Below are 21,319 nucleotides of genomic sequence, written 5' to 3'. Positions count from 1 at the left end.
CCTGATAAAAACGCTATCAATAACAATCTTGACAAAAAGTTGAAACGTAAATTTCATTAGGATCATTTATTTTGATTGTTGCTATTGATTGCTTTTTTGATTGTTAGATTGTTAGTGAGCAGACATCTCTATTTCGATGAAATCAGTACCAATAGGCAAATCGTGCCAGGCTGAATAGTTACAAATAAAAAAGAAAATGACAGACCTACTGGTCTATCAGATCGATCTCAAATCCTACAATAGGTTGTCCAAGGCCAAAGTTGACTATTACCTGTGGGAACAGTTCTCCCATGACACCTATCTTTTTACCATTAACGATTATATCAGCCCTCCTGCCTTCCATGAAAGCAGGGTCATCTGATTCAGTAATTTCATATTCCACAAGACGTTCACGCATCAGGGCATCCACAAGTTCCCTTATTTCCGTAAAATTTGCCTGAGGACTAATGGAAACAGCTGCAAGATGCAGACCATTATTACCATTGATCACAACATCACCTGCCTCGAATATACGTTGAGGAAGTTCTCTGTGCTGATTCATGGAAAGGATTTCCATTAGATTTGGAAGAATCGTGGTTCTCACCATAGTCTGGTCTTCACTTATTGGATGCATGACATATGTAACATCATCAGTAAGTTCCCTACACATCCACTCAAAATGAATTTTTTCGCTTGTCAGAGTGAAAGGCATGACCTGCTGGTAGCCAAGGCCTGTCATTATTTCCCTCATAGAAGAACCGATGTCAGATAGTTCATGGGAACTGCCAACAGTTGCATTCATAGGGAACACTGCGGGTATTTTGTTGAAACCATAGCCAATAGCAATATCCTCAATGATGTCAGAATTGTCCAGGATATCTGCACGATAGCGGGGTATCATAACTTCAATGACACCATCCCCAAGTTCCGTGGCACCAAATCCCATACGCTTAAGCTGCCTGATTATTTCCTCACTGGAAAGATCCATACCTATCAAAGAATTAATCTCCGACCTTTCCAGTATTTTGACACGAGGTGTAAGGTCGAGAGGAATCTGCTCTGTACCATCCGCCTTGATTACTTTCACATACTCGACCTGGCCACCGCGCTCTGCAAGTGCGGTTGTCACAATATTAAGTGCAGTGTATACTTCATCACCCAGTCCCGTGACATCCACCAGCAGATCGGTAGTATTCTCGTTTACCATCGTTAATGTACCATTGATTATTGGAGGGAATGAAAGAACATTTCCATTGGAATCCAAAATAAGAGGGTAGCTCTCAAAGCCTTCCAAAATATGTGCAAATCTCACACCCTTTGGATGTTTTTCAAGTATCTCCCTCATGGACATAGGTTCTGTGAAATCAAGCGGGATGAACTCAAAGTCAGGGTCTGCTGCAATATAGCGGAAGGGAGGCTCTACCTTTGAGAGATCGTGTACACCGATTGATACTTTCTTCCTGTCGCGCCCAAGACCCCAATGAAGGGACTCCTGGAGATCCATAAGACTCTTAATAGAAGCAGAACTAAAATTTACACCTCTTACGACAGCACACCCGAATACCGGACGAATGTCCTCTATTCCAGCATCCTTTGAGATCTCTACCTGGTACGGTTTGACCTCATACTCACGAAAACCGACTTCAATATCAAGGAAACCACGCATTGCACGTGCTACTCCCTCAACGCTGTAGAGATCAGGACGATCAGGGAAGAACTCAATATCTATGGATTTCTCTTCTATGCGCTCGATGTCCGCACCAATCATTGGCACACGTTCGATGATGGTATCCTTATCAGTCCCGGTTAATTCTTCAAGATCTTCATATGGTAGGGTTATTATAGGCATCGGGTTTTCCTCTTTCCTTCCCTGGTTACTTCTAGCTATAATCTAGCAGAACATATCCAGCTTTACATTTAATGGTTTTGTTTAAATGCAGATTACAGCAGTAACGACGCCGAAATCAAAAATATTCCTCAGGCCATGATATTGAACATAGAAATTGACCGTCCTGCAAAGATAAGCACTGCCCACATAATGGGTTCACACGCTGCAAAGACATAGGATGAATAATTTTTCTTTGATTCCATTACTCTATCAATATAAGTGACAGCATAGTAGAACATGGGCATGATGGCCAGTGTAAAGAACGGAAGCAAGCCCAGAATTACGCATACAAGGACAAAAACGATCGATACGAAATTGATCAAACGCAAAATGGAAGTATAGGCCCTTTCCCCAAACAAAGCAGGAATCGTCAAAAGACCATCTGCAATATCACCCTCCACATCCCTTACATCAAAGAGGATCTGTATGTTCATCATCCTTATGAAAACAAAAAGTGCAAGCATCAATGCGCCATATGTTATGGGCAGAGAATAATAGACAAACAAAAAAAGTGCCATGAAAGACCAGACCAGAGAAACAAAAATATTCTTGAAAGCAGGTATCTTTTTTGTCAGTTTCTTGAAGTAACTGCCATAAAGAAGACCGAATATCAGAATGTTCAGACCAATAAGAATTGTAACTGCATTTGTAAATGTGAAAAGAACCAGAAACAGAATAACAGATACTATGGTAACTATGAATTTGCTTTTGTTCTTGCATTGAAGATACCGGGCTCGATCCTCATTTGTTAATTCATCTGAAGATGCACCTGCTGAATAGTCATATAAATAGATTGCATAGAACAATAGATAAGAAACAAACAAAATATCCCAGCTTATAGGAATCATAAAAATCGTGGCACATGCCATTATTACAGAAACAGAACCTGTGGCAAACAGATGGCCACCAAATACTATTTCTTTCCATAGCATACCTGCAAGCTTTGCAATGTTAGTATTAGTATTGTTAGTACCTCTAAATCGGGAACCAATGCCATGTACATTAAAACTCATGAAATCTAATAGATTTGTACATGCATGTTAAAACAATGAATATAATTATGCTTTTATAATAATATCTATGGACATTAAGCTTATATCAATGTACATATATACGTAGTTTAATATAAAATAACAAAGGAAACACAAAGTACCAGATCGGAGTTATAAGTAAAAACATGCGCCTGGTCAATACCCTTAACAACCATTATTAGTATAATATAAATTCAATATTTATCTAAATGATAAATCCCTTATTATTTCATAATAATCTAATTCATGCATCAAATGGTGAAAAAATGACTGATGCCCAATTAAACATTCCTGAAAAAAATCATTCTGAAAATGGCAATAAAACTGACAATCCAGAGGAAACATCAGATAATAAAATGCCGCAAAATGAAGACCCAGCAGCAAAAGAAAACGGGGATAAAGTTGATGCTATTCAGGATGACGAATTGCATGATAATGAAGCATCCGATGAGGAAATTGATAGTGTGGATATTCTAAAAGAGATCTCAAAAATAAAAGAATCGGAAGAGAAATTCGAAAAGGATTTTGCACACATCCTTGAGAAAAAAGAAAACAATCCGGATTCTGAAAAAGGTGATCAAGACCAGGGTTCATCGATTGAAGACGATGTAAAAAGCGAAGATATAGGAGACGAAGAAATTGGAATATTACTTCCAAGATCACCTAACTTTGGACCTCAAAAAAGTACAAAACCCGGTGTTAAAAAAGACAATCTGATATCATTTGAGGAAGTGGAAGACAAAATTCCAGAGCCTTTAACTAAAGAAAAGGAAATAATTACTACTTCTACTGAAGAAGAAAAAGCAGATATAACCTTAGAAGAAGCAGATGAGATAACTCCTGACGTTGCTGAGGACAATGAAGAAGAAGGCGAAGAAGCAGCTAAACTAAACTTTGTTGGTAAAATAAAAAGCCTTTTCAAAAGAACGGAAATAGAAGTAGAGCCTTATGACTCTGAAATACATGGTCCGATTACTGAATTCAAGGGTGTGGATGGCTATGAAGAGGTAGAGCGCTATTGGGTCAATGAGCCATATACACTTATTGTCATACTTTTCAATGAAGACATTAACAACCACCTTTACTATATTGTGGAACCCGAACTGACCGATTTCGAGGAAGTACTTCTCAACGAAATCAAAGACAGGCTTCGCGATGTGTTACTTGTTGAAGAGATTTCAGAGGATGAAGAAGACAAAGAAAGGGTTCTTGACACCAAGATCTGGTCAATTATCCGGGATTATACCCTGGAACTAACACCTTCGATACTCGCCAAGATATCCTATTATATCAAAAGGGATTTTGTCCGTTTCGGAAAAATAGACGCCCTGATGTATGATGATTCAATTGAAGATATTTCCGGTAATGGACATGACGTACCAATATTCCTCTACCATCGTGCTCACCATAACATTGCTACGAACATTGTTTATGGGGAGGACGAACTTAACTCCTTTATAATTCAAATGGCACAGAGAAGTGGCAAGCACATCTCAGTGGCCGAACCTATGATCGATGCTACGATGCCTGACGGATCAAGGATACAGATGACACTGGGTACCTGTGTCACTGCGCATGGAAGTACTTTTACAATCCGTAAGTTCAGCGATACTCCGATAACCCCTGTGGACCTTATAAAGTGGGGAACTTTCTCTGCAGAAGCCATGGCTTATCTGTGGCTTTGTATCGAGAATAACAAGAGCCTGATCTATGCGGGTGGTACAGCGTCAGGAAAAACATCATCCCTTAATGCAGTATCTCTTTTCATTCCCGAAAAATCCAAGATTATTACTCTTGAGGATACCAGGGAACTTAAACTACCACATCCTAACTGGATTCCAAGTGTTACAAGGGATTCTTTCACTGCGGATGAGAGAGGAGCCGTGGACATGTATGATCTTCTCAAGGCAGCACTGCGTCAACGTCCCGAATACCTGCTGGTAGGTGAAGTCCGAGGTAAGGAAGCACTGACACTTTTCCAAGCAATGTCCACAGGTCACACCACATTCTCAACAATGCATGCCGATTCGGTCGCATCCGCCATTCACAGGCTTGAAAATCCACCTATTAGTGTCCCGCGTACAATGATCCAGGCACTTGACATTATGAGTATCCAGGCACAGACATACTCGAAAGGTAATCGTGTGAGGAGAAATCTCAAACTTGTAGAGATCATCGATATCGACCCCAATACCAGGAATATCAGAACCAATGATATCTTTGTATGGGACTCCGAATCCGATATTTTTGTCAGAACAGGTGAATCTAAAGCTCTTTTCGATATTAAGATGAGACGTGGTTGGGGACAGGATAAGGTTAATCAGGAATTACATTATCGCCAGATGGTCCTGGAGTACATGGTAAATAATAATATTACTGACTTCCAGGAAATTTCGGACATTATCAATTCATACCAGTCAACACCCGAAAAAGTACTGAAAAAATTGAAACTGGCATAATTACTGGTGTGATACTTTGACAGGAATTAAAAAAACTTCAGATGAGATGAGCAAAAAGTTGCAGTTTGACACCATTTCAGCAGAGTCACCAGAACTTCAGGATCCAGTAAATAAAAATATGGATGTCGGTCAGAAAACAAAATCCAAAAAACTTAAAAAGAAGTTTGATGTTGATCATTATATAATAAAAACGACTGCCTATTTCCATATACTAAAAAGGATTCCCTTTGTACTGATAGGGGATAAAATTAAAGCCAAAAGAGCAAATTATCGGAACCTGCAGAAGCAATTGAATCAGGCACGTATACCGATATCCCATGAGATGTATATTTCAAATGCAGTTTTCTATTCTATTGTTGCAGGAATAGTTGGTGCTATTATTGGCCTCTTCCTTACATATACAGCTATTGTACTGGTAGGTTTACCAGATCAAATAACAAACTCACCTTCAGCCCCGGCATGGCATTCCTTCTGCAATATAAAGAAGTATTCGTTGCTTTTTTCATTACTATAGTTTTTATTGTAGGGCTTGGAGGACTGGTCTATACTATCTTCATGTTATATCCCGGATTCCAGGCAGGCGAGAGAAGGTCCAAGATAGATATGCAGCTTCCTTATGCTGTAACTTTCATGTACGCCCTCAGTAAAGGTGGCATGAACATCATTGATGTTTTCAGGGCACTTGCACGCTCAGAAGACACATATGGTGAAGTCTCGAAGGAAGTTGACTCTATTGTACGGGACATGGATTATTTCGGACACGACCTGAGAACGGCACTCACCAATGCATCTGAGATCACCCCTTCGGAAAGGTTCCAGGATCTTATATACAATCTTCTGACAGTTATTGACAGCGGAGGAAATATTCCAAACTATTTCCGGGATAAATCAGAGCAGTACCTTGTCAAAGCCGAGGTGGACCAGAAAGGATTCCTGGAAACCCTGGCATTACTCGCCGAATCATATGTAACGGCATTCGTGGCAGGACCTTTGTTTATTATCATCATGGGTGTCATGATGGCAGTTATGGGCTCAGGTTCCGCAACCATGGTATATGCAATAATCTATGCAGTTCTGCCAATCGGGTCGCTTATGTTTGTAGTCATGATCAGCATAATTACTCCCACAGAGATGGGAGAACCAAAACTGCTTCCAACCAATGAGACACTTGACCATGGAATACCAAATATTCCAAAAGATCTCGAGCAGATGTTTGATGAGAACGAAGAACTCATTGATGAAACAGAAGAAAAGGTCCGTGAAAGAAGCTACTTTGAAGGATTCATTAAGTCTAAAAAATCACTGGCATTGAAGAACCTATTGAAAAATCCACTTGCACCGATGTTTCATAATCCTTTGGCAACACTCGCGGTGACAATACCACTTGCCTTGCTTGTTGTTCTTGTGCCACTGTTCATGAATATGAATAGTCTTCGTAATCCTATAGTGCTTGTTGACTTTATTGATGATAAATTAGTTCTTGCATTATTCCTGGTCATAATACCACTTTCAATATTCCATGAACTGAAGGCCAGAAGAAAAAAGAAACTGGAAAGTAGTTTCCCTGATTTCCTGAAAAAGCTTGCAAGTACCAATGAAACAGGTATGACATTGAGAGATTCTATCAGGCTTATGGCTAAGTCTGAAACAGACGCTCTCAGTTCAGAGATAAAGAAAATCTGGCATGATGTTTTTTGGGGACTTGAGATAAATGATGCTCTCATAAGATTTTCCAACAGGCTGAGAACCCAGGTAGTCACCCGCTCTCTTTCCCTTATAACGAAAGCAAATGAGTCCAGCGGAGATATAGGCGAAGTTCTTATGGTTGCCGCCAGGGATGCTGCATCAGAACAGGGTATGAAGAGAGAACGTACCATGAGCATGATGATCTACATAGTCATCATCTACATCTCATTCCTGGTCTTTGTGGGTGTAATCTATGTTATTTCGACAACATTCCTCTCCGAGATGGCCCAGGCTGGAAAACAAATGGCTGAGACAGGTTCAACCTCTGGAGGTTTCCTTGGAAACTTCGATCTGGATGCCTATACACAGCTCTTCAAACACGCAGCTATCATCCAGGGACTGAGTTCAGGCCTTATGGCAGGTGCTATGGGCGAAGGAAGTGTTATGGCAGGACTTAAACACTCAACCATAATGATAGCCATAGGGTATACAATATTTACATTGTTCATTTGAACCTATGGCAAATACTTTTTTATGATTACCGGCATTGATATCGATAGTGGATCTCAGGAAGATATATGAAAGTAGCGGGAATAGATGAAGCAGGCAAAGGACCTGTGATCGGCCCTATGTGCATTGGGGGAGTACTTGTTGAAGAGTCAAAGATTAATGCACTGAAGAATCTGGGTGTTGCAGACTCAAAGAAAATTGCTCCTAAGAAAAGGGGACAACTCGCCAGCCAGATCGAAAAGTATTCTGAGAAGATCTTTGTGTTTGAAGTTTCACCGCAACAGATAGATGAGTTTCGTAGACTTATGAGTATGAATGACATCATGGTGCTTGCGTTTTCAAAGGTTCTTGAAGAACTACATCCTGATGAAGCATATGTTGATGCTGCTGACGTTAAAGAAGAAAGATTCGGGAAAAGACTCCTGCAGGAATATGCAAAAAAACACCCTGAAAGAGCAAAAGATATATCAATCGTTTCCAGGCATCAGGCAGATGCGATATATCCCGTAGTTTCTGCTGCTTCTATCGTTGCAAAGGTGCGCAGGGATGCGCTGATTGAAGACATCAAGAAAGAAATAGGCATTGATTTTGGAAGCGGATACCCTTCCGATCCGAAAACAAAACAGTTCCTGAAAGACTGGTTCAGGGAGCACGGAGAATTACCTGATATAGTCAGACATTCCTGGAAAACTGTAGACAATTTGATGAATAAAGAAAAATGAAAAAATCAAATGTCTAAAAAACGACATTTGAATATTGTAATTTCGGCTACTCTTCTCTTGATCTGCGCAAAATAACAACTCCAAAGATACCAACTAAACTCGCAGTGATGATCGGATGAGCAGTAGGAACTGCAACCGGGTAATCTCCACCACTATTATCATAACCGTAGTATTCTCCAGTGTCACTATTGTTCACAATTATACCATTCGATTCTCCACTCACATATACTATGTTAACGTAATGTCCATATTGGGAAGTCCCCTTCAACAAACACTGCATTGATTCACCAGGCAATAATGTATCAGATGGACACATAATCTCCCCTTCCACATCATCTTCAAGCTTGATATTGAAAAGAGGAATATCTCCTGTGTTATTTATGACATAAACCCATTCAACTGCGTTTCCAATAGGGATACTTGGGAGCGCATCAGTGTCTGCATCATATCCATTTGTAAACTTTTCGACTGAAATAGATGAGATGGAGGCATCTAAAATTTGTATAAAATGTTCTTTAGTTGATATGCATGATTCTGTAGCATCCCAAACTCTTAAAGTAACATTATAGCTACCTGCTGCATTGTATTCATGGACAGGATTCCATTCAACAGATGTAGGTGTCCCGTCACCAAAATCCCATTCACATGCAGTAGGGTTCCCAGTTGACAAGTCACTGAAATTTACAGCCAGAGGAGCAGAACCAGCCATACAATCTGCATCAAAGTTCGCCCACAAGACTTCTTTTGCATCTATTTCAAATGTTTTTTGCCTTCTTATATTATCATTGGTAGCCTTTACACTAATATGATATAAACCAGGTTGTTCAAATGCAGGAGATTCACCTTTATAAGCACCATCGTTTACTTCCACCAAATCGAACGTTTCTAATGTTAAATCAGGACAAATTACTTCCACACCAATAGATGCGTTAGAGATTCCTTTTTGTTCATCAAAGAAATCTGCAGTTATCGTGCAGAATTCACCTGTTGAATACTCAGTTTCATCCATGGTTACCAAAAGTTTTGTTGATGTCACTGCAGAAACTGTAAAAGTATATGGCTCTGAACCTTGTACTTCAATTGCATCAATCCTATATTTCCACACTCCGGCCGGAGGATTTCTGAGCTTGTATATCTCATACGTATTTGAAGAAACGAAGTTTATATCTGAATCCGTAGTGCCACTTTGAGAATTAGAGTCTAATAATACCTGACTACCGTTAGGATAGAACAATATCAAATCCAGATCACTTCCCGGCCAGCTTGTTCCTACATCCATCTCATCAACTGAATTATCAACATCAAAAGTTCCTTCTCTAGATTCACCCTGAGCAATGTTACCACTTTCTCTTTCCAATTCCTGAACGTTCATAACCAAATTTCTGATCTGATAGTAGATGTCCTGCAATGCCTCGCTTGTCGGAGCATCATAGTATACTCCACCAGTCTTTGAAGATATATCTTCTAGCAAATCCTTAGCAGCTGAACTGGACAAACCTATCGAATAAATTGGCCATCCTTTATCCACATACGCAGCTACTATCGAACTTGTGTCAACAGAACTTTGACCATCTGTTAAAAGTACATCTGCTTTTCCGTTTAGGTCATTGGCGTTTGGTCCATTTAATTCATTGTAGCCTAGCCATAAACCTGCAGCAATATCCGTTGATCCTGAAGAATCAACCTTATCAACAGCAGTTTTTAAGTTGCCTCTCGATGTTCCAACTAGTGACAAAGAATGCCAAATACGTGCAGAACCATCAAAATCGATTACTGCCAATTGATCATCCTCAGATGCCAGATCAATAAACATCTTTGCAGCCTGTTTACGTAAATCACTAGGATCATTCGAACCCATACTTCCAGAGCTATCTATTATCAGTGAAACATCTGAATTAGATTCACATTCAACAGGTTGATAGTTACAAAGTATGCTATATGGTTGAGGGTTTGCAACACTTGTACCGTTGATTTCCAGCCTCCATTTTCCAGAATTTGGAGAATGTATACCTACCTGTTCAACAGAAACATCAGCCAGAGTAGAGTTATCTATCAAATTATTATCAGGATCATACAACTTTATATCGAGATTGTTATTTGCATCCTCCCAATAGATCAGTGTCCGAATATATTCCGCATTGTCTGGAACCTCAATATAATAGTTATTGATGTCATCATTTGTTATGCTTCCAGTTTCTTCTTCAAAGATATCACTGGATGGATAAGAAGTTGCTAAATACCATTTCTCAGATTCATCCCATAAATCCCAACCAGAATCACCATATGATTTTCCAGTAATAGTGTATCTCCAAATACCAGCACTGGGATTATCTGAAATCATTCTTGTAATTATTGGAACTAAAAGGTCACTGGAAGATATTAATTTACTATCAGAATCAAATAGAGACAAGTCAATGTCGTCATCTGAATCTGACCAGTAAAGCATGCCCTTGTTTTTAAGCCATGGAGGAGCATTTTCAGGTACGGTGATGTTACAGTCATCATCATCGTCAGGGAATAAACGGCCACCAACCTCATCATCAGCTACTGTGAACAGCGTACTTGCATAGACATTCAGTATACCTGCTCCATAGTCATTGTCTATGGATTCACTGATGTTACCACCTCTGTCGACTGCCGATCCCATCAAAAGTGCCTTTATTTCAGCGGGGCTTAAATCGCGATTGTATTGTTCACGATAATGCTGAATCAGCAAAGCGGCAGCACCAGATACATGTGGCGCTGCTTGACTTGTGCCAGATTTATATGCGTGGCCACTTGGATATTTTGCAGAAGCTGGTACCAATGAAAAAATACAATCACCCGGTGCAACAATATCTGGCTTTAAATTTCCATTTCTGGTAGGTCCTCGCGAACTAAAGTCTACGATGTTTCCGTGGCCATAAACAGAAGAAGCTCCTACAGTGATAGCTTGTTCCACATTTCCAGGTATTGTTATAGAATGCAAATTAGACCTATAATCCCTGTTAATATAAGCTATACCTTTTCCGTCTAAATCATTGATAATAAGTTCATATTTTCCATCTCCTGTAGCAAAATTGTCTCTTGTTATATTGAGCTGCCAAGTACCTGTATTTGGCGAGACATTTAACGTCCGATATACTGAGTAATCAAATTCATTATCATAAACAAAAGATGTATTCAAATTTCCGTTTGGATCATAGAGAGAAATCCTAAACTTATCCTCAATAGTTTCCTTGTAGAAACATATTTTAATCTCATTTTGTGCATAAAATGGAATTACTACAGATTGCCCTTTATTAAGTCTTGAAGAATTGTGATTATCAGCTAAATTTCCAGAACTAATAACTACAATTACCCCTCTTTCAATTGCGGTTCTAACATTATTCATTTGAGTGATAAGTGGATGTGAAATATCCCAATATCCTGGATAATTATCAGGATAGGCAGTACCAATACTCATACTGATTATATCTACTTCCTGCTCTGTTGCCCAATTAATACCTTTGGCGATATCTTCTGTTCCAGAACCTCCTCCTAGAACTTTAATGGGAACTATTTCAGAGTCTGGTGCGACGCCTTGTATCAAATTTCCATTGCACATATGTGGTTGTGAAGCTATGATACCTGCAACATGTGTTCCGTGCCCATCATAATCCTCTACTGAATCATCCTCAGTAGATTCATCGTGAACACTGTATTGAATTAATTTTCCATCTTCATCTTTAGCAATATTGATTAAACCGGTGCTATGGTTAATACCCGTATCGAGAACTGCTATCCTGACACCCTTTCCGGTCAAACCTAAAGAATTAGCATAGTCTGCTTGGATTGCCGGTATACTTCTATCAAGTTGTGGCTCAAAAATTGGAGCATCGGCATCAAGAATGCTTACAACATAATCAAGAACTGAGAGGTCAGATAATTTACTTATTGGAAAATCTGCTCCAATAGAATTGACCTGTTCATAAAAAGCAATATTGTAAGCACCTAAACGATTTAAATCATCGTTTACTGTTTTCTTGTTTGTAGCATTTAACAAATCTAAATTAACATCAATTAAAATTCTAGTATTTTGGTTGGTTGTAGAGTCTGCTGAATATTCAGCAGACGATGCTTTAAAGATTTCATCATCAACTTGTTGATTTTCTATAATATCCCACCACAACATATTCTGGACTTTATCAGGTTTAGAATCGTATAAAGTCATTATTTCATGTAACTATTCAGCCTAACTGTTTTAATGATGCAAAAAACAATATACTATGGCTTCATTCTATGTGTTAAAAAATATTCAGTAAAATATCATAAAAAACGTCTATCAATCTGAGGGGATTTGTATAGACCGCGAAGAAATACTTGCAGTTTATGAAGCTGGTCCAGAAGCAGTAGTAGAACTTGTAACTCGATTACTTGGGATAATTGAACATCAATCTCTCCAAATTGCACAACTTGAAGAGCGTGTCAGGCATTTGGAAGAAATGCTTGAAAAGAATAGTCGCAACAGTAGCAAACCACCTTCTACTGATTCTTATGCACGGAATAAACCAACCGTTAAAAGTCAAAGAAAAAAGACCAATAAGCATGTAGGTGGTCAAAACGGTCATCCTGGTACTACATTAAGAATAAATGATGATCCGGATGAAGTTATTGTTCATCCTGTTAATCAATGCGTCAATTGTGGGAGATCGTTAGCTTCTGTTCCCTCTGACTATGAAAGAAGACAGGTCTTTGACATTCCTCCTATAACTATCAATTGCATTGAACATCGTTGCGAGATTAAAACATGTCCCAAATGTTCTCATGTAAACAAAGCTCTTTTTCCAGATGGTGTAACTCAGCCGACTCAATACGGTCATCGAGTTAAGTCATTTGCAGTTTATTTGCACACTTACCAATTACTTCCTTATCAGCGTGTTACCAAGTTGTTCTCTGATATTTTGGGATGCAAGATAAGTCCTGCTACTTTGGTGAACACGGAACGTAGTTGTTTTGAGAAGCTTGGAGCTTTTGAAAATACAGTGAAACATCTCCTGAAAGAATCTCCTGTCATCAATCTGGATGAAACAGGAATGAGAATAAATGCAGTTCGTAATTGGCTTCATGTGGCAGGTACAGACAAACTGACCTATTATTTTGCACATCGTAAAAGGGGCTCAGAAGCAATGGATGCTATGGGCATATTACCAGGTTACACTGGTGTTGCAACACATGATTTTTGGAAACCGTACAACAAATATGAATGTCAACATTCATTATGTAATGCACATTTATTACGAGAGTTAACTGGAGCTTCCGAAAACAGGGATCAACAGTGGCCAAAGATAATGAGTGATCTCTTGATATGCATTAAACATCATGTTGATAATGATCTTTTAGATACTGAGCTAATTCAAAGGTTCAGTGAGGATTATGATCACATAACTTGTTTAGGAGTGAATGAAAATCCTCCTGATCCGGAATCAAATGTGCGGTCTAAAAAACGAGGACGTAAGAAGCAGACCACGGTAAAGAATTTGCTGGATAGGTTTATTGGCCATAAAGAGGATATCTTGCGATTTATGTACGACCAAAACGTTCCGTTTGATAACAATCAGGCTGAAAGAGATATCAGAATGACGAAAGTACAGCAGAAGATATCAGGTACTTTCCGCAGTAAACAGGGTGCAAAAAATTTCTGCCGTATAAGAGGATACGTGTCTACTGTTAATAAGAATTCTGAATCTGTTATCGATGCAATTAGTGCAATATTTTATGGCAATTCATTTGTTCCAAAGTTGCAGAATTGATCGTGGATGAAGAAATCAGCTTGGTGGAAGTGAGCTAGGCTGAATAGTTACTATTTCATTTGAAGAATTCACATCTTCAGCCACAGCAATCAATGCAGTTTGCAGACTAAAAAATGCTATAATCATCAAAGATGCACTCAATTTTACATATTTCTTACAAATCATTCTTAACCACTCCTACGTCTCCATTTTCTTTGGAAACAGAAACAATACCTTCTGAAAAAACGACATCGTTAAATCCAGATGATCCAATCTCAACTAACCAATAATCTTTTTTCTCAGTGATATTAAGTGGAAAAATACCTGCTTCAGGATATGTTTGTGTTTTTAGCTCCCAATATTGAAGAGCTTTTGAAGCTGCAAGATTTTTTTCTACCACTTCACCTCTGTCCCATGAAATTTTACCATTATTCCATGATGTGATAATTCCCCGACCACTAAAATTCTCGAAAAAATCTCCTTCAACAAATGTCTCAACTACTGACCTTGTGCCATTCTCATCATATCCATAAATTAGAAGCACATGTTTTTCAGAAGGAGAAAGAGTACTTGTCCATGGATTTGAATAAATTAATAAGGAGCCTTTGTTTGTGCCTTCCCAATATGTTTTTATTGATCTTGTTAAAAGGTCAGGATGGAGATCATAAACATACTTCATTGTAGGATTTGTTCTTGTATTTCCCACAAAAATCAAATTATTTCTTGATTTTTCAATCTCAGATGCTTCAGCAACTTTCTTAATTATGGGTCGATTTCCTGTAAGGTTCTCCAATTTATCCGCAATTGACAGGGATTCTTCAGATTCTACTGAATTTGCATTTTCACCTAGAATAATAATTACATTTTCATCGAAAATTTCAGGAATATTTCTAAGATTTACATCATTTATTGTAGTTTTAGTTTTATCTACACATCCACTCGAAAGAACAATTGATAGAAAAAGGATTAAACTCAAAAGTAAAATTGCTGTCTTTGACATTTTAACGGCCTTTTATAAATTAATACAAAGCCAAAGCTAATTGAATTAATTTCCATTATAATCCAACCACATCCGACCCAAATATTATGAAATTAAATTTTTATTAACATTGGTTTGTAGCTTTTGGATTATATTAAAACTCTTCGAATTTTTATTACTAAACATTGTTACTAATCAATGTAAAAAATAAAATAAATATTTGCTATAAATAATTTACAGTTAATGTTCTAGAAAAAGAGGAAAAGAATCATTTGTTGGAGATATACTCCACCATTGACTTAAATACCCTTAGCCCGTCAGAAGAACCAAGAATATCTTCAGATGCCCTCTCAGGATGCGGCATCATTCCAAGCACATTCTTTTGCGCACTAATAATGCCTGCAATGTTTTCCTGTGAGCCATTGGGGTTTGCTTCATCCGTTACCTTACCATCTTTATCAACATATCTGAAAGCTACCTGGTCATTATATTCCATGCTTGCAAGAGTTGACTCGTCTGCATAGAAATTACCTTCCATGTGAGCTATAGGAATGTTCAGGATTTCTCCTTTCTTAAAACCTGAAGTAAAAGGAGTATCCGTGGTCTCTACTCTTAGATATGTAGGTTCACACCTGAACTTAGGATAATCATTGGTGGTCAGTGCACCGTCGAGAAGACCGGATTCCGTAAGAACCTGAAAACCATTGCATATGCCAATGACCGGCTTGCCGGACTCCGCCTGTTTCCTGACCGAATTCATAATAGGAGTACGTGCAGCTATTGCGCCAGCCCTTAGATAGTCACCGTAAGAGAAACCACCTGGTATCACGACACCGTCAAATCGGTCGAGGTTTTCTTCCTTATACCATACAAGCTCGGCATCAACACCCACAACATCTTTGAAAACATGGAGGACATCAAGGTCGCAGTTGCTGCCACCAAACTGGACAATGGCAATACTCATTCTGTTTCCCTCAGGGAGATCTCGTAATTATGGATTATCGGGTTTGCTATCAGTTTCTGGCACATTTCCTCAACATTTTCTCTTGCATCATGGATATTATTTGCTTGAAGAGTGATAGTGTATTTTTTTGCTGTCCTGACACTATCTGTCTCATAACCTAAATGTTCAAGCGCTCTTTTGATAGTTGTACCCTCAGGGTCAAGCATACCTGCCTTAAGTTCAATAGTTACTTCAGCTTGATACTGCATCTTCGCATCCTCAGCTCTCATTTGATGATTTATATTATTATAAGATAAACTCAGGCATAAATAATAACGTCTGCTATTATAACCTTTGCATTGCAGATATAATCTTCTTACTCAAGTGACCTTTTTGCATAGAGCAAACGCTGAATCATTGTTATGTGAGTAAGAACTACTATAGCAACTATAGACTCTCCCAGATAACCACTCAAAGAGCCTGCCACAAGTATCATCATTCTCTCTGGTCTCTCAGCTACTCCGATATTCATGGACTCAACACCTGCAGCTTCCGCTCTTGAACGTACATAACTCACAAGGTAGGAACCAATTATAGCGAATACAACCCAGAGCCATAGGGGAACTGAAAGGACAGTCGTCTGTAGAACACGGCCTGCTACAACTCCATAGATAATACCCACAAAAATGATAGCATCAGCATACCTGTCACACACAGAATCAAGTACTGCACCAAAAGCTGTCATGCAGCCTTTTGCCCTTGCAACAGCACCGTCTATCATGTCAAAGAACCCGCTGAGAAGTATCAACAGTGCACCGCCTAAAAGATCACCTGTCGCAAATGCAACTGCCGCCCAGATACTGATGAGTAAACCGATGATAGTAAGAGAATTAGGAGATAATGGCACCCACCTTACAAAGGGCAATATCGATACTCTGACAGTATTCTTTAATTCGTTGAACATATGATTTAGTTCCTGTGTCTTCACTGAGTCTTTTGAAGGTCTTTCTATTTCATATTTTGTATAACCTAAGTAAAAACGAACACATCAAAAATATAATATCTCATAATGATGATACTCATTAGATATCAAAGTGTAGATATATTTAAATAGTAAATTGAGAAACCAGCAATAGTAGAACAAACACAACAGATTGTAAATTGCTAATACAATCTCATGATTTGCATGAAAGATCTGTGGACCTAGATTCTGCAAAAAACAAACAGAGGCAATGAAATGAAGACTGAGCGCACTATTCTGATATCCGAAAATGGAAAACTGGTACTCAAGAAAATATCACTGGCATACAAGGATTCTAATGGTGAGACCGCCTACCTGTTCGAGCCGGAAAAGAAGGTTGAGAACAATAAAGAAAGCATTTACGAACATATTGAAAATAACTTCTTGCTCATAGGTCTTCTCAGGAAAGTAGATATGTCAAAACTTAGAGATGAAGAAGTTCAAGCTCTGATGCTTAGAAAGCATGAAAAGGAAGAAAGGTTTCTAAGGACAGGCAGAGCAAATGGATATAATCTCGGAGTAGATATAAATCCGGAAGATATACTAAAATTCTACGTCTCCTTAAAGCCGGAAGAACGTATTGCTCTGGAATGCAAACCCTGAGCATATCACTTTTCAATTTATATCCTTTTTTTATTTTTTTGTTTATCTCATTGTAACTATTCAGCCTGGCACGATTTGCCTATTGGTACTGATTTCATCGAAATAGAGATGTCTGCTCACTAACAATCTAACAATCAAAAAAGCAATCAATAGCAACAATCAAAATAAATGATCCTAATGAAATTTACGTTTCAACTTTTTGTCAAGATTGTTATTGATAGCGTTTTTATCAGGCTGAATAGTTACATCTCATTTTACATTAAATGAAAATAAAATAGAATAACGTTTACTATAGGGACTCCTGTTACGAAAAAAAAAGGGGTGAGGGGGTTTGGGGGAGAGGGGAAAAGCTTATGAGTATTTCAAGGTTTATTTTGTTCAAATAAGGATTTCTACAGAGCCAGGATTTCAAGGCCACTTATTACTAAGTACTCAAAGCCTTTATCAGACTGGAACGCTTTTCTGAACTAAAAACACTATTATCAACTGGAACTATGTGCTCAATTACAGGTTTTTTTAATAACGACAACGCAATGGAACATACCTTACAAGCCCTTGAAATAACAAAGAACCGGGGACTTGATGGTATAGGGATTAGTACTGAGAACGGAATTTACCTTGCAGAGAATGTTACTTCCCTTGAGTTCGATCCTGAGATTTCAAAGAGGAATACTTTAGGACATCGTCTGCACTCAATGGTCAATTTTGTGCTTCAGCCAATCGTATATAGTGGAAAGATCGTTGCTAACTGCGAGATATACAACTGGAAGGAACTCGCAGAAAAATACGATCTTGAAGCAGAGAACGATACGGATCTACTGATAAAGCTCATCGAGAAGCAGGTCTTTGATGCAGGAAATAACTCCATCTCCCCAGCTGACATAATGCAGGTCATCGACCAGATACTACGCGAAGTCATTGGCGTCTATGCGTTTGCCTACTGGCTGGATGACACTGTGTATCTTGCAAGGGATATCATCGGAATTAAACCACTATGGTACACTAATTCCGAAGGATTTGCCTTTGCATCGGAGAAAAAAGCTCTTGCAAAAACCGGCTTTGCCGACATAAAAGAACTCAATCCAAGAGAGATACTTGCCTACAATATCGGAAAAGATTGTAGAGAAAAGTACAACCGGGAATTCTTTTTCATAACACCTCAACATGAAGGTAGCATTGCGGAACTAGAAAAACACATGAAAGAGCTACTTGAAAATGCTGTTTCAATACGAATACCTGAAGAGAAATTCGGCATACTGTTTTCCGGTGGTCTGGACTCAACCATCATTGCACATATGTGCAAACTCATGGGGAAAAAACCGGGAATCGATTTTACCTGCTACACCGCAGGCCTTTCTGAAGTACAACTTCCACCTGACGTTGAATACTCCCGGATGATGGCAGATGAGCTGGGCCTTGATCTAAAGATTAAGAAAATAACGCTTGATGAAGTAGAAAAGTACCTCAAAGCAGTTGTTCCGCTGGTTGAAGACACCAATGTTCCCAAGGTAGGAGTTGCATTGACAATGTATGCAGCATGTATTGCAGCAAGGGAAGATGGCATAAGGGTCATGTTTTCAGGTTCCGGTGCAGATGAGCTGCTGGCAGGTTACGATCGGCATAAGCGCTCCACCGATATAAACAGAGATTGCTATGCGGACATATTGAAAATATACGAAAAAAACACATACAGGGACGACGTTGTTGCAATGAACAACAACATTGAACTGCGTGTACCTTATCTTGACAAAAGATTTGTAGACTATTGTCTGAAGATACCTGCACAATACAAGATAAGCGAAGAACAGAACAAGCTCATACTGCGTCTGCTTGCTGATGAGATCGGGGTTCCCGCTCAGGTCAGCCAGCGCAGGAAGCAGGCCGCACAATACGGAAGCAGGTTCGACAAAGCCATTGGAAAACTCACAAAAAAGGCAGGCTTCCGGACAAAAACCGACTATCTGAAGCAGTTCTATAGCCAGCCCAACCTGAAACTCGGGGTGCTGTTCAGTTCGGGAAAGGACAGCAACTATGCAATGCATATAATGCAGGAGCAAAACTACTCCGTAGAGTGTCTTATCACGATTAAAAGTAAGAATCCTGATTCCTACATGTTCCACACACCAAATATTGGTCTTGCACAAATGCAGGCAGAAGCAATGGGCATTCCGCTCATCGAGGAAATGACATTAGGTGAAAAAGAGAAAGAACTCGGGGATATGAAAAATGCCATTCTCAGGGCCAGAGACGAGTTCGGCATTGAAGGAGTCGTCACGGGAGCACTCTATTCAAACTACCAGCGTGAGAGAATAGAGAGAATCTGTGACGAGATAGGACTCAAAGTATTCTCGCCACTATGGCATATCGACCAGGAAAAAGAGATGCGACAACTATTGTCAATCGGTTTTGAGTTCATTTTCAGTAGCATTGCAGCCTATGGTCTTAATAAGAGCTGGGTCGGACGCAGGATAGAGGAGAAGGATATTGAGAAGCTTGTCAAACTCAACGAGAAGATAGGGCTCAATGTCGCAGGAGAAGGGGGCGAATTTGAAAGTTTCGTGCTCGACGGACCGATGTATCACAAAAGGATAGAGATCAGGGAAATGGAAGTCATCGAACTCGACGAGTACACGGCAAATGTTGTTATCACCAATGCTGTACTGGTGGATAAAGAGTGATGTGAAATCCTATTTCAACCTACTTTAGCATAACGATAGTAAAAAATGTCAGACAGAAGATAATTATTTAATATTTCTTCTGTGCCCTTTTTTGAATTGAACTGAAAGCCTTCTTGATCTCAGCATTCCTTTCATCATCCACTATACCCAATCCCTCTTTGTTTAGGGTAACCTTTAATTCATCAAGGTCAGCCAGTATATTATCAGGTATGCTTTTTTTCTCCACCAGCTTTTGCCTGAGCTTGGTTCTTACATCTTCAGTCATCAGAAAACCCCTATAATTTTTCTATAATCTCCTCGGTCAATTCCTTGCTGTCAAGGCCTTTGAGCTGAGCAACTTTCTCTATGGCATCTGCATAGCCACTATAATATGAATCTTTGAGTTTTTCTTCCATATCTTCTATTTTGTTACGTGTCTCGCTGATGATATGGGAATACTCTTTAATCTTGTCCTCATAATTATTCTTGATAACTTCAGCGTCATGTTGATCGAGAGATTTGTCTTCATCACGCCGCTTCATCCTTTCATCAACATCTTTTTTGATACCGAAAACTCCAATCAGGCCTGTCCAGCCTGCACCGAATGCGACAGCTTCGAGCATACTGTTGGCCAGTATGCTTGCGATCATACCTCCGACAAAGAGGTATAGTATGATCCCAAGATATCGAAAGAACCATTTTTCCTTATTCAGTTCGTTCTCCTTCCTGACAATCTCCTGCCAGAGTCGGTCTTTATCACCATTATCAGTTGTTTCCTTAAGCAGTTCCCTGACAGACTCTGTCTGGTCCTGAAGCTCCAGTATACGAGCTGTATTCCCCATTAGTTTGTCCCAGCTACCAAGATAGACTATTATTCCGGCACCTGTAACCCCTAAAAGAAAGAAGAAGACACCTACGGATATGTTATTCGGCCACCATATTGGCATTTCCAGTACACTTGTGACATTTACATCCATTCAATATCCCCACCAAGGTCATCAGGAACTATCATCCTGATATCAAATAATCCCCCTATGAATACTAATGATATAGACCCTGATTATAAATTATAAGATATGATCTGACAGCCG

The 21,319-nt window shown here is 39.1% G+C and carries 16 protein-coding genes; 7 read left to right on the top strand and 9 right to left on the bottom strand.

The features are described from left to right. Nucleotides 1-205 precede the first annotated feature (205 nt). Entirely contained in the window at nucleotides 206-1,828 is a 1,623-nt protein-coding gene (gene pheT, locus V7O67_RS09055) for a phenylalanine--tRNA ligase subunit beta (protein ID WP_406669908.1), read from the bottom strand. A gap of 128 nt (nucleotides 1,829-1,956) precedes the next feature. Further along, nucleotides 1,957-2,880: a UbiA family prenyltransferase gene (locus V7O67_RS09050; RefSeq protein WP_342305150.1), complete on the bottom strand. Its 924-nt coding sequence runs from the start codon at nucleotides 2,878-2,880 to the stop codon at nucleotides 1,957-1,959. Nucleotides 2,881-3,164: 284 nt separating this feature from the next. Between V7O67_RS09050 and V7O67_RS09045 the strand changes: the two genes are divergently transcribed. The 4 genes from V7O67_RS09045 (at nucleotide 3,165) to rnhB (ending at nucleotide 8,275) form a co-directional block, all read left to right on the top strand. Continuing rightward, nucleotides 3,165-5,357, top strand: a complete 2,193-nt coding sequence (locus V7O67_RS09045) for a type II/IV secretion system ATPase subunit (protein WP_406669907.1) — start codon at nucleotides 3,165-3,167, stop codon at nucleotides 5,355-5,357. Between the two features lie 16 nt (nucleotides 5,358-5,373). After that, nucleotides 5,374-5,871 (top strand): hypothetical protein, encoded by a 498-nt coding sequence (locus V7O67_RS09040; protein WP_406669906.1) that lies wholly within the window; start codon nucleotides 5,374-5,376, stop codon nucleotides 5,869-5,871. Beyond that, nucleotides 5,817-7,556, top strand: a complete 1,740-nt coding sequence (locus V7O67_RS09035) for a type II secretion system F family protein (RefSeq protein ID WP_406669905.1) — start codon at nucleotides 5,817-5,819, stop codon at nucleotides 7,554-7,556. Before V7O67_RS09040 ends, V7O67_RS09035 begins: the two co-directional genes overlap by 55 nt. A 65-nt stretch (nucleotides 7,557-7,621) precedes the next feature. Further along, nucleotides 7,622-8,275, top strand: coding sequence for a ribonuclease HII (rnhB, locus tag V7O67_RS09030; protein ID WP_406669904.1), 654 nt, complete (start codon nucleotides 7,622-7,624; stop codon nucleotides 8,273-8,275). A gap of 46 nt (nucleotides 8,276-8,321) precedes the next feature. On the opposite strand, the gene V7O67_RS09025 is transcribed toward rnhB, so the two are convergent. After that, on the bottom strand, nucleotides 8,322-12,467 hold the full coding sequence (locus V7O67_RS09025; protein ID WP_342305153.1) for a S8 family serine peptidase: 4,146 nt from the start codon (nucleotides 12,465-12,467) through the stop codon (nucleotides 8,322-8,324). Between the two features lie 130 nt (nucleotides 12,468-12,597). Between V7O67_RS09025 and tnpC the strand changes: the two genes are divergently transcribed. Continuing rightward, nucleotides 12,598-14,046, top strand: a complete 1,449-nt coding sequence (gene tnpC / locus V7O67_RS09020) for an IS66 family transposase (protein WP_406671409.1) — start codon at nucleotides 12,598-12,600, stop codon at nucleotides 14,044-14,046. Nucleotides 14,047-14,200: 154 nt separating this feature from the next. Here tnpC and V7O67_RS09015 read toward each other — a convergent pair whose 3' ends face one another. The 4 genes from V7O67_RS09015 to V7O67_RS09000 form a co-directional block, all read right to left on the bottom strand. Further along, the gene (locus tag V7O67_RS09015; protein ID WP_342305154.1) at nucleotides 14,201-15,025 is read right to left on the bottom strand and encodes a hypothetical protein; all 825 of its coding nucleotides are present in this window, start codon (nucleotides 15,023-15,025) and stop codon (nucleotides 14,201-14,203) included. A gap of 247 nt (nucleotides 15,026-15,272) precedes the next feature. After that, nucleotides 15,273-15,968, bottom strand: a complete 696-nt coding sequence (purQ, locus tag V7O67_RS09010) for a phosphoribosylformylglycinamidine synthase subunit PurQ (protein ID WP_406669903.1) — start codon at nucleotides 15,966-15,968, stop codon at nucleotides 15,273-15,275. Beyond that, a complete protein-coding gene (gene purS / locus V7O67_RS09005) occupies nucleotides 15,965-16,216 on the bottom strand; it encodes a phosphoribosylformylglycinamidine synthase subunit PurS (RefSeq protein WP_406657624.1) in 252 nt (83 codons plus the stop codon). Before purS ends, purQ begins: the two co-directional genes overlap by 4 nt. 107 nt (nucleotides 16,217-16,323) lie before the next feature. After that, entirely contained in the window at nucleotides 16,324-16,911 is a 588-nt protein-coding gene (locus V7O67_RS09000; protein WP_342305157.1) for a CDP-alcohol phosphatidyltransferase family protein, read from the bottom strand. A gap of 273 nt (nucleotides 16,912-17,184) precedes the next feature. Between V7O67_RS09000 and V7O67_RS08995 the strand changes: the two genes are divergently transcribed. Then, on the top strand, nucleotides 17,185-17,571 hold the full coding sequence (locus V7O67_RS08995; protein ID WP_342305158.1) for a hypothetical protein: 387 nt from the start codon (nucleotides 17,185-17,187) through the stop codon (nucleotides 17,569-17,571). A 494-nt stretch (nucleotides 17,572-18,065) separates the two neighbouring features. Then, nucleotides 18,066-20,249, top strand: a complete 2,184-nt coding sequence (locus V7O67_RS08990) for a diphthine--ammonia ligase (RefSeq protein ID WP_406669902.1) — start codon at nucleotides 18,066-18,068, stop codon at nucleotides 20,247-20,249. 67 nt (nucleotides 20,250-20,316) lie between these two features. Here the strand turns inward: V7O67_RS08990 and V7O67_RS08985 are convergent, their stop codons facing one another. Beyond that, nucleotides 20,317-20,514: a hypothetical protein gene (locus tag V7O67_RS08985; protein ID WP_342305160.1), complete on the bottom strand. Its 198-nt coding sequence runs from the start codon at nucleotides 20,512-20,514 to the stop codon at nucleotides 20,317-20,319. Between the two features lie 10 nt (nucleotides 20,515-20,524). Next, the gene (locus tag V7O67_RS08980) at nucleotides 20,525-21,205 is read right to left on the bottom strand and encodes a hypothetical protein (protein WP_342305161.1); all 681 of its coding nucleotides are present in this window, start codon (nucleotides 21,203-21,205) and stop codon (nucleotides 20,525-20,527) included. Between the last annotated feature and the right edge of the window lie 114 nt (nucleotides 21,206-21,319).

This window comes from Methanolobus sp. ZRKC4 (assembly GCF_045291305.1).
Taxonomy (GTDB): domain Archaea; phylum Halobacteriota; class Methanosarcinia; order Methanosarcinales; family Methanosarcinaceae; genus Methanolobus.
The sequence above is the reverse complement of the archived record's forward strand: the minus strand, read 5'-3'. Positions and strand labels throughout refer to the sequence as shown.

Excerpts from the sequence above, each read along its gene's own strand:
- V7O67_RS08990 (WP_406669902.1), top strand. The coding sequence starts at position 18,066 with ATGTGCTCAATTACAGGTTTTTTTAATAACGACAACGCAATGGAACAT.
- purQ (WP_406669903.1), bottom strand. The coding sequence starts at position 15,968 with ATGAGTATTGCCATTGTCCAGTTTGGTGGCAGCAACTGCGACCTTGAT.
- pheT (WP_406669908.1), bottom strand. The coding sequence starts at position 1,828 with ATGCCTATAATAACCCTACCATATGAAGATCTTGAAGAATTAACCGGG.
- V7O67_RS08985 (WP_342305160.1), bottom strand. The coding sequence starts at position 20,514 with ATGACTGAAGATGTAAGAACCAAGCTCAGGCAAAAGCTGGTGGAGAAA.
- V7O67_RS09015 (WP_342305154.1), bottom strand. The coding sequence starts at position 15,025 with ATGTCAAAGACAGCAATTTTACTTTTGAGTTTAATCCTTTTTCTATCA.
- purS (WP_406657624.1), bottom strand. The coding sequence starts at position 16,216 with ATGCAGTATCAAGCTGAAGTAACTATTGAACTTAAGGCAGGTATGCTT.
- V7O67_RS08995 (WP_342305158.1), top strand. The coding sequence starts at position 17,185 with ATGAAGACTGAGCGCACTATTCTGATATCCGAAAATGGAAAACTGGTA.
- V7O67_RS09000 (WP_342305157.1), bottom strand. The coding sequence starts at position 16,911 with ATGTTCAACGAATTAAAGAATACTGTCAGAGTATCGATATTGCCCTTT.
- V7O67_RS08980 (WP_342305161.1), bottom strand. The coding sequence starts at position 21,205 with ATGGATGTAAATGTCACAAGTGTACTGGAAATGCCAATATGGTGGCCG.
- V7O67_RS09050 (WP_342305150.1), bottom strand. The coding sequence starts at position 2,880 with ATGAGTTTTAATGTACATGGCATTGGTTCCCGATTTAGAGGTACTAAC.
- V7O67_RS09025 (WP_342305153.1), bottom strand. The coding sequence starts at position 12,467 with ATGACTTTATACGATTCTAAACCTGATAAAGTCCAGAATATGTTGTGG.
- rnhB (WP_406669904.1), top strand. The coding sequence starts at position 7,622 with ATGAAAGTAGCGGGAATAGATGAAGCAGGCAAAGGACCTGTGATCGGC.
- V7O67_RS09045 (WP_406669907.1), top strand. The coding sequence starts at position 3,165 with ATGACTGATGCCCAATTAAACATTCCTGAAAAAAATCATTCTGAAAAT.
- V7O67_RS09035 (WP_406669905.1), top strand. The coding sequence starts at position 5,817 with ATGGCATTCCTTCTGCAATATAAAGAAGTATTCGTTGCTTTTTTCATT.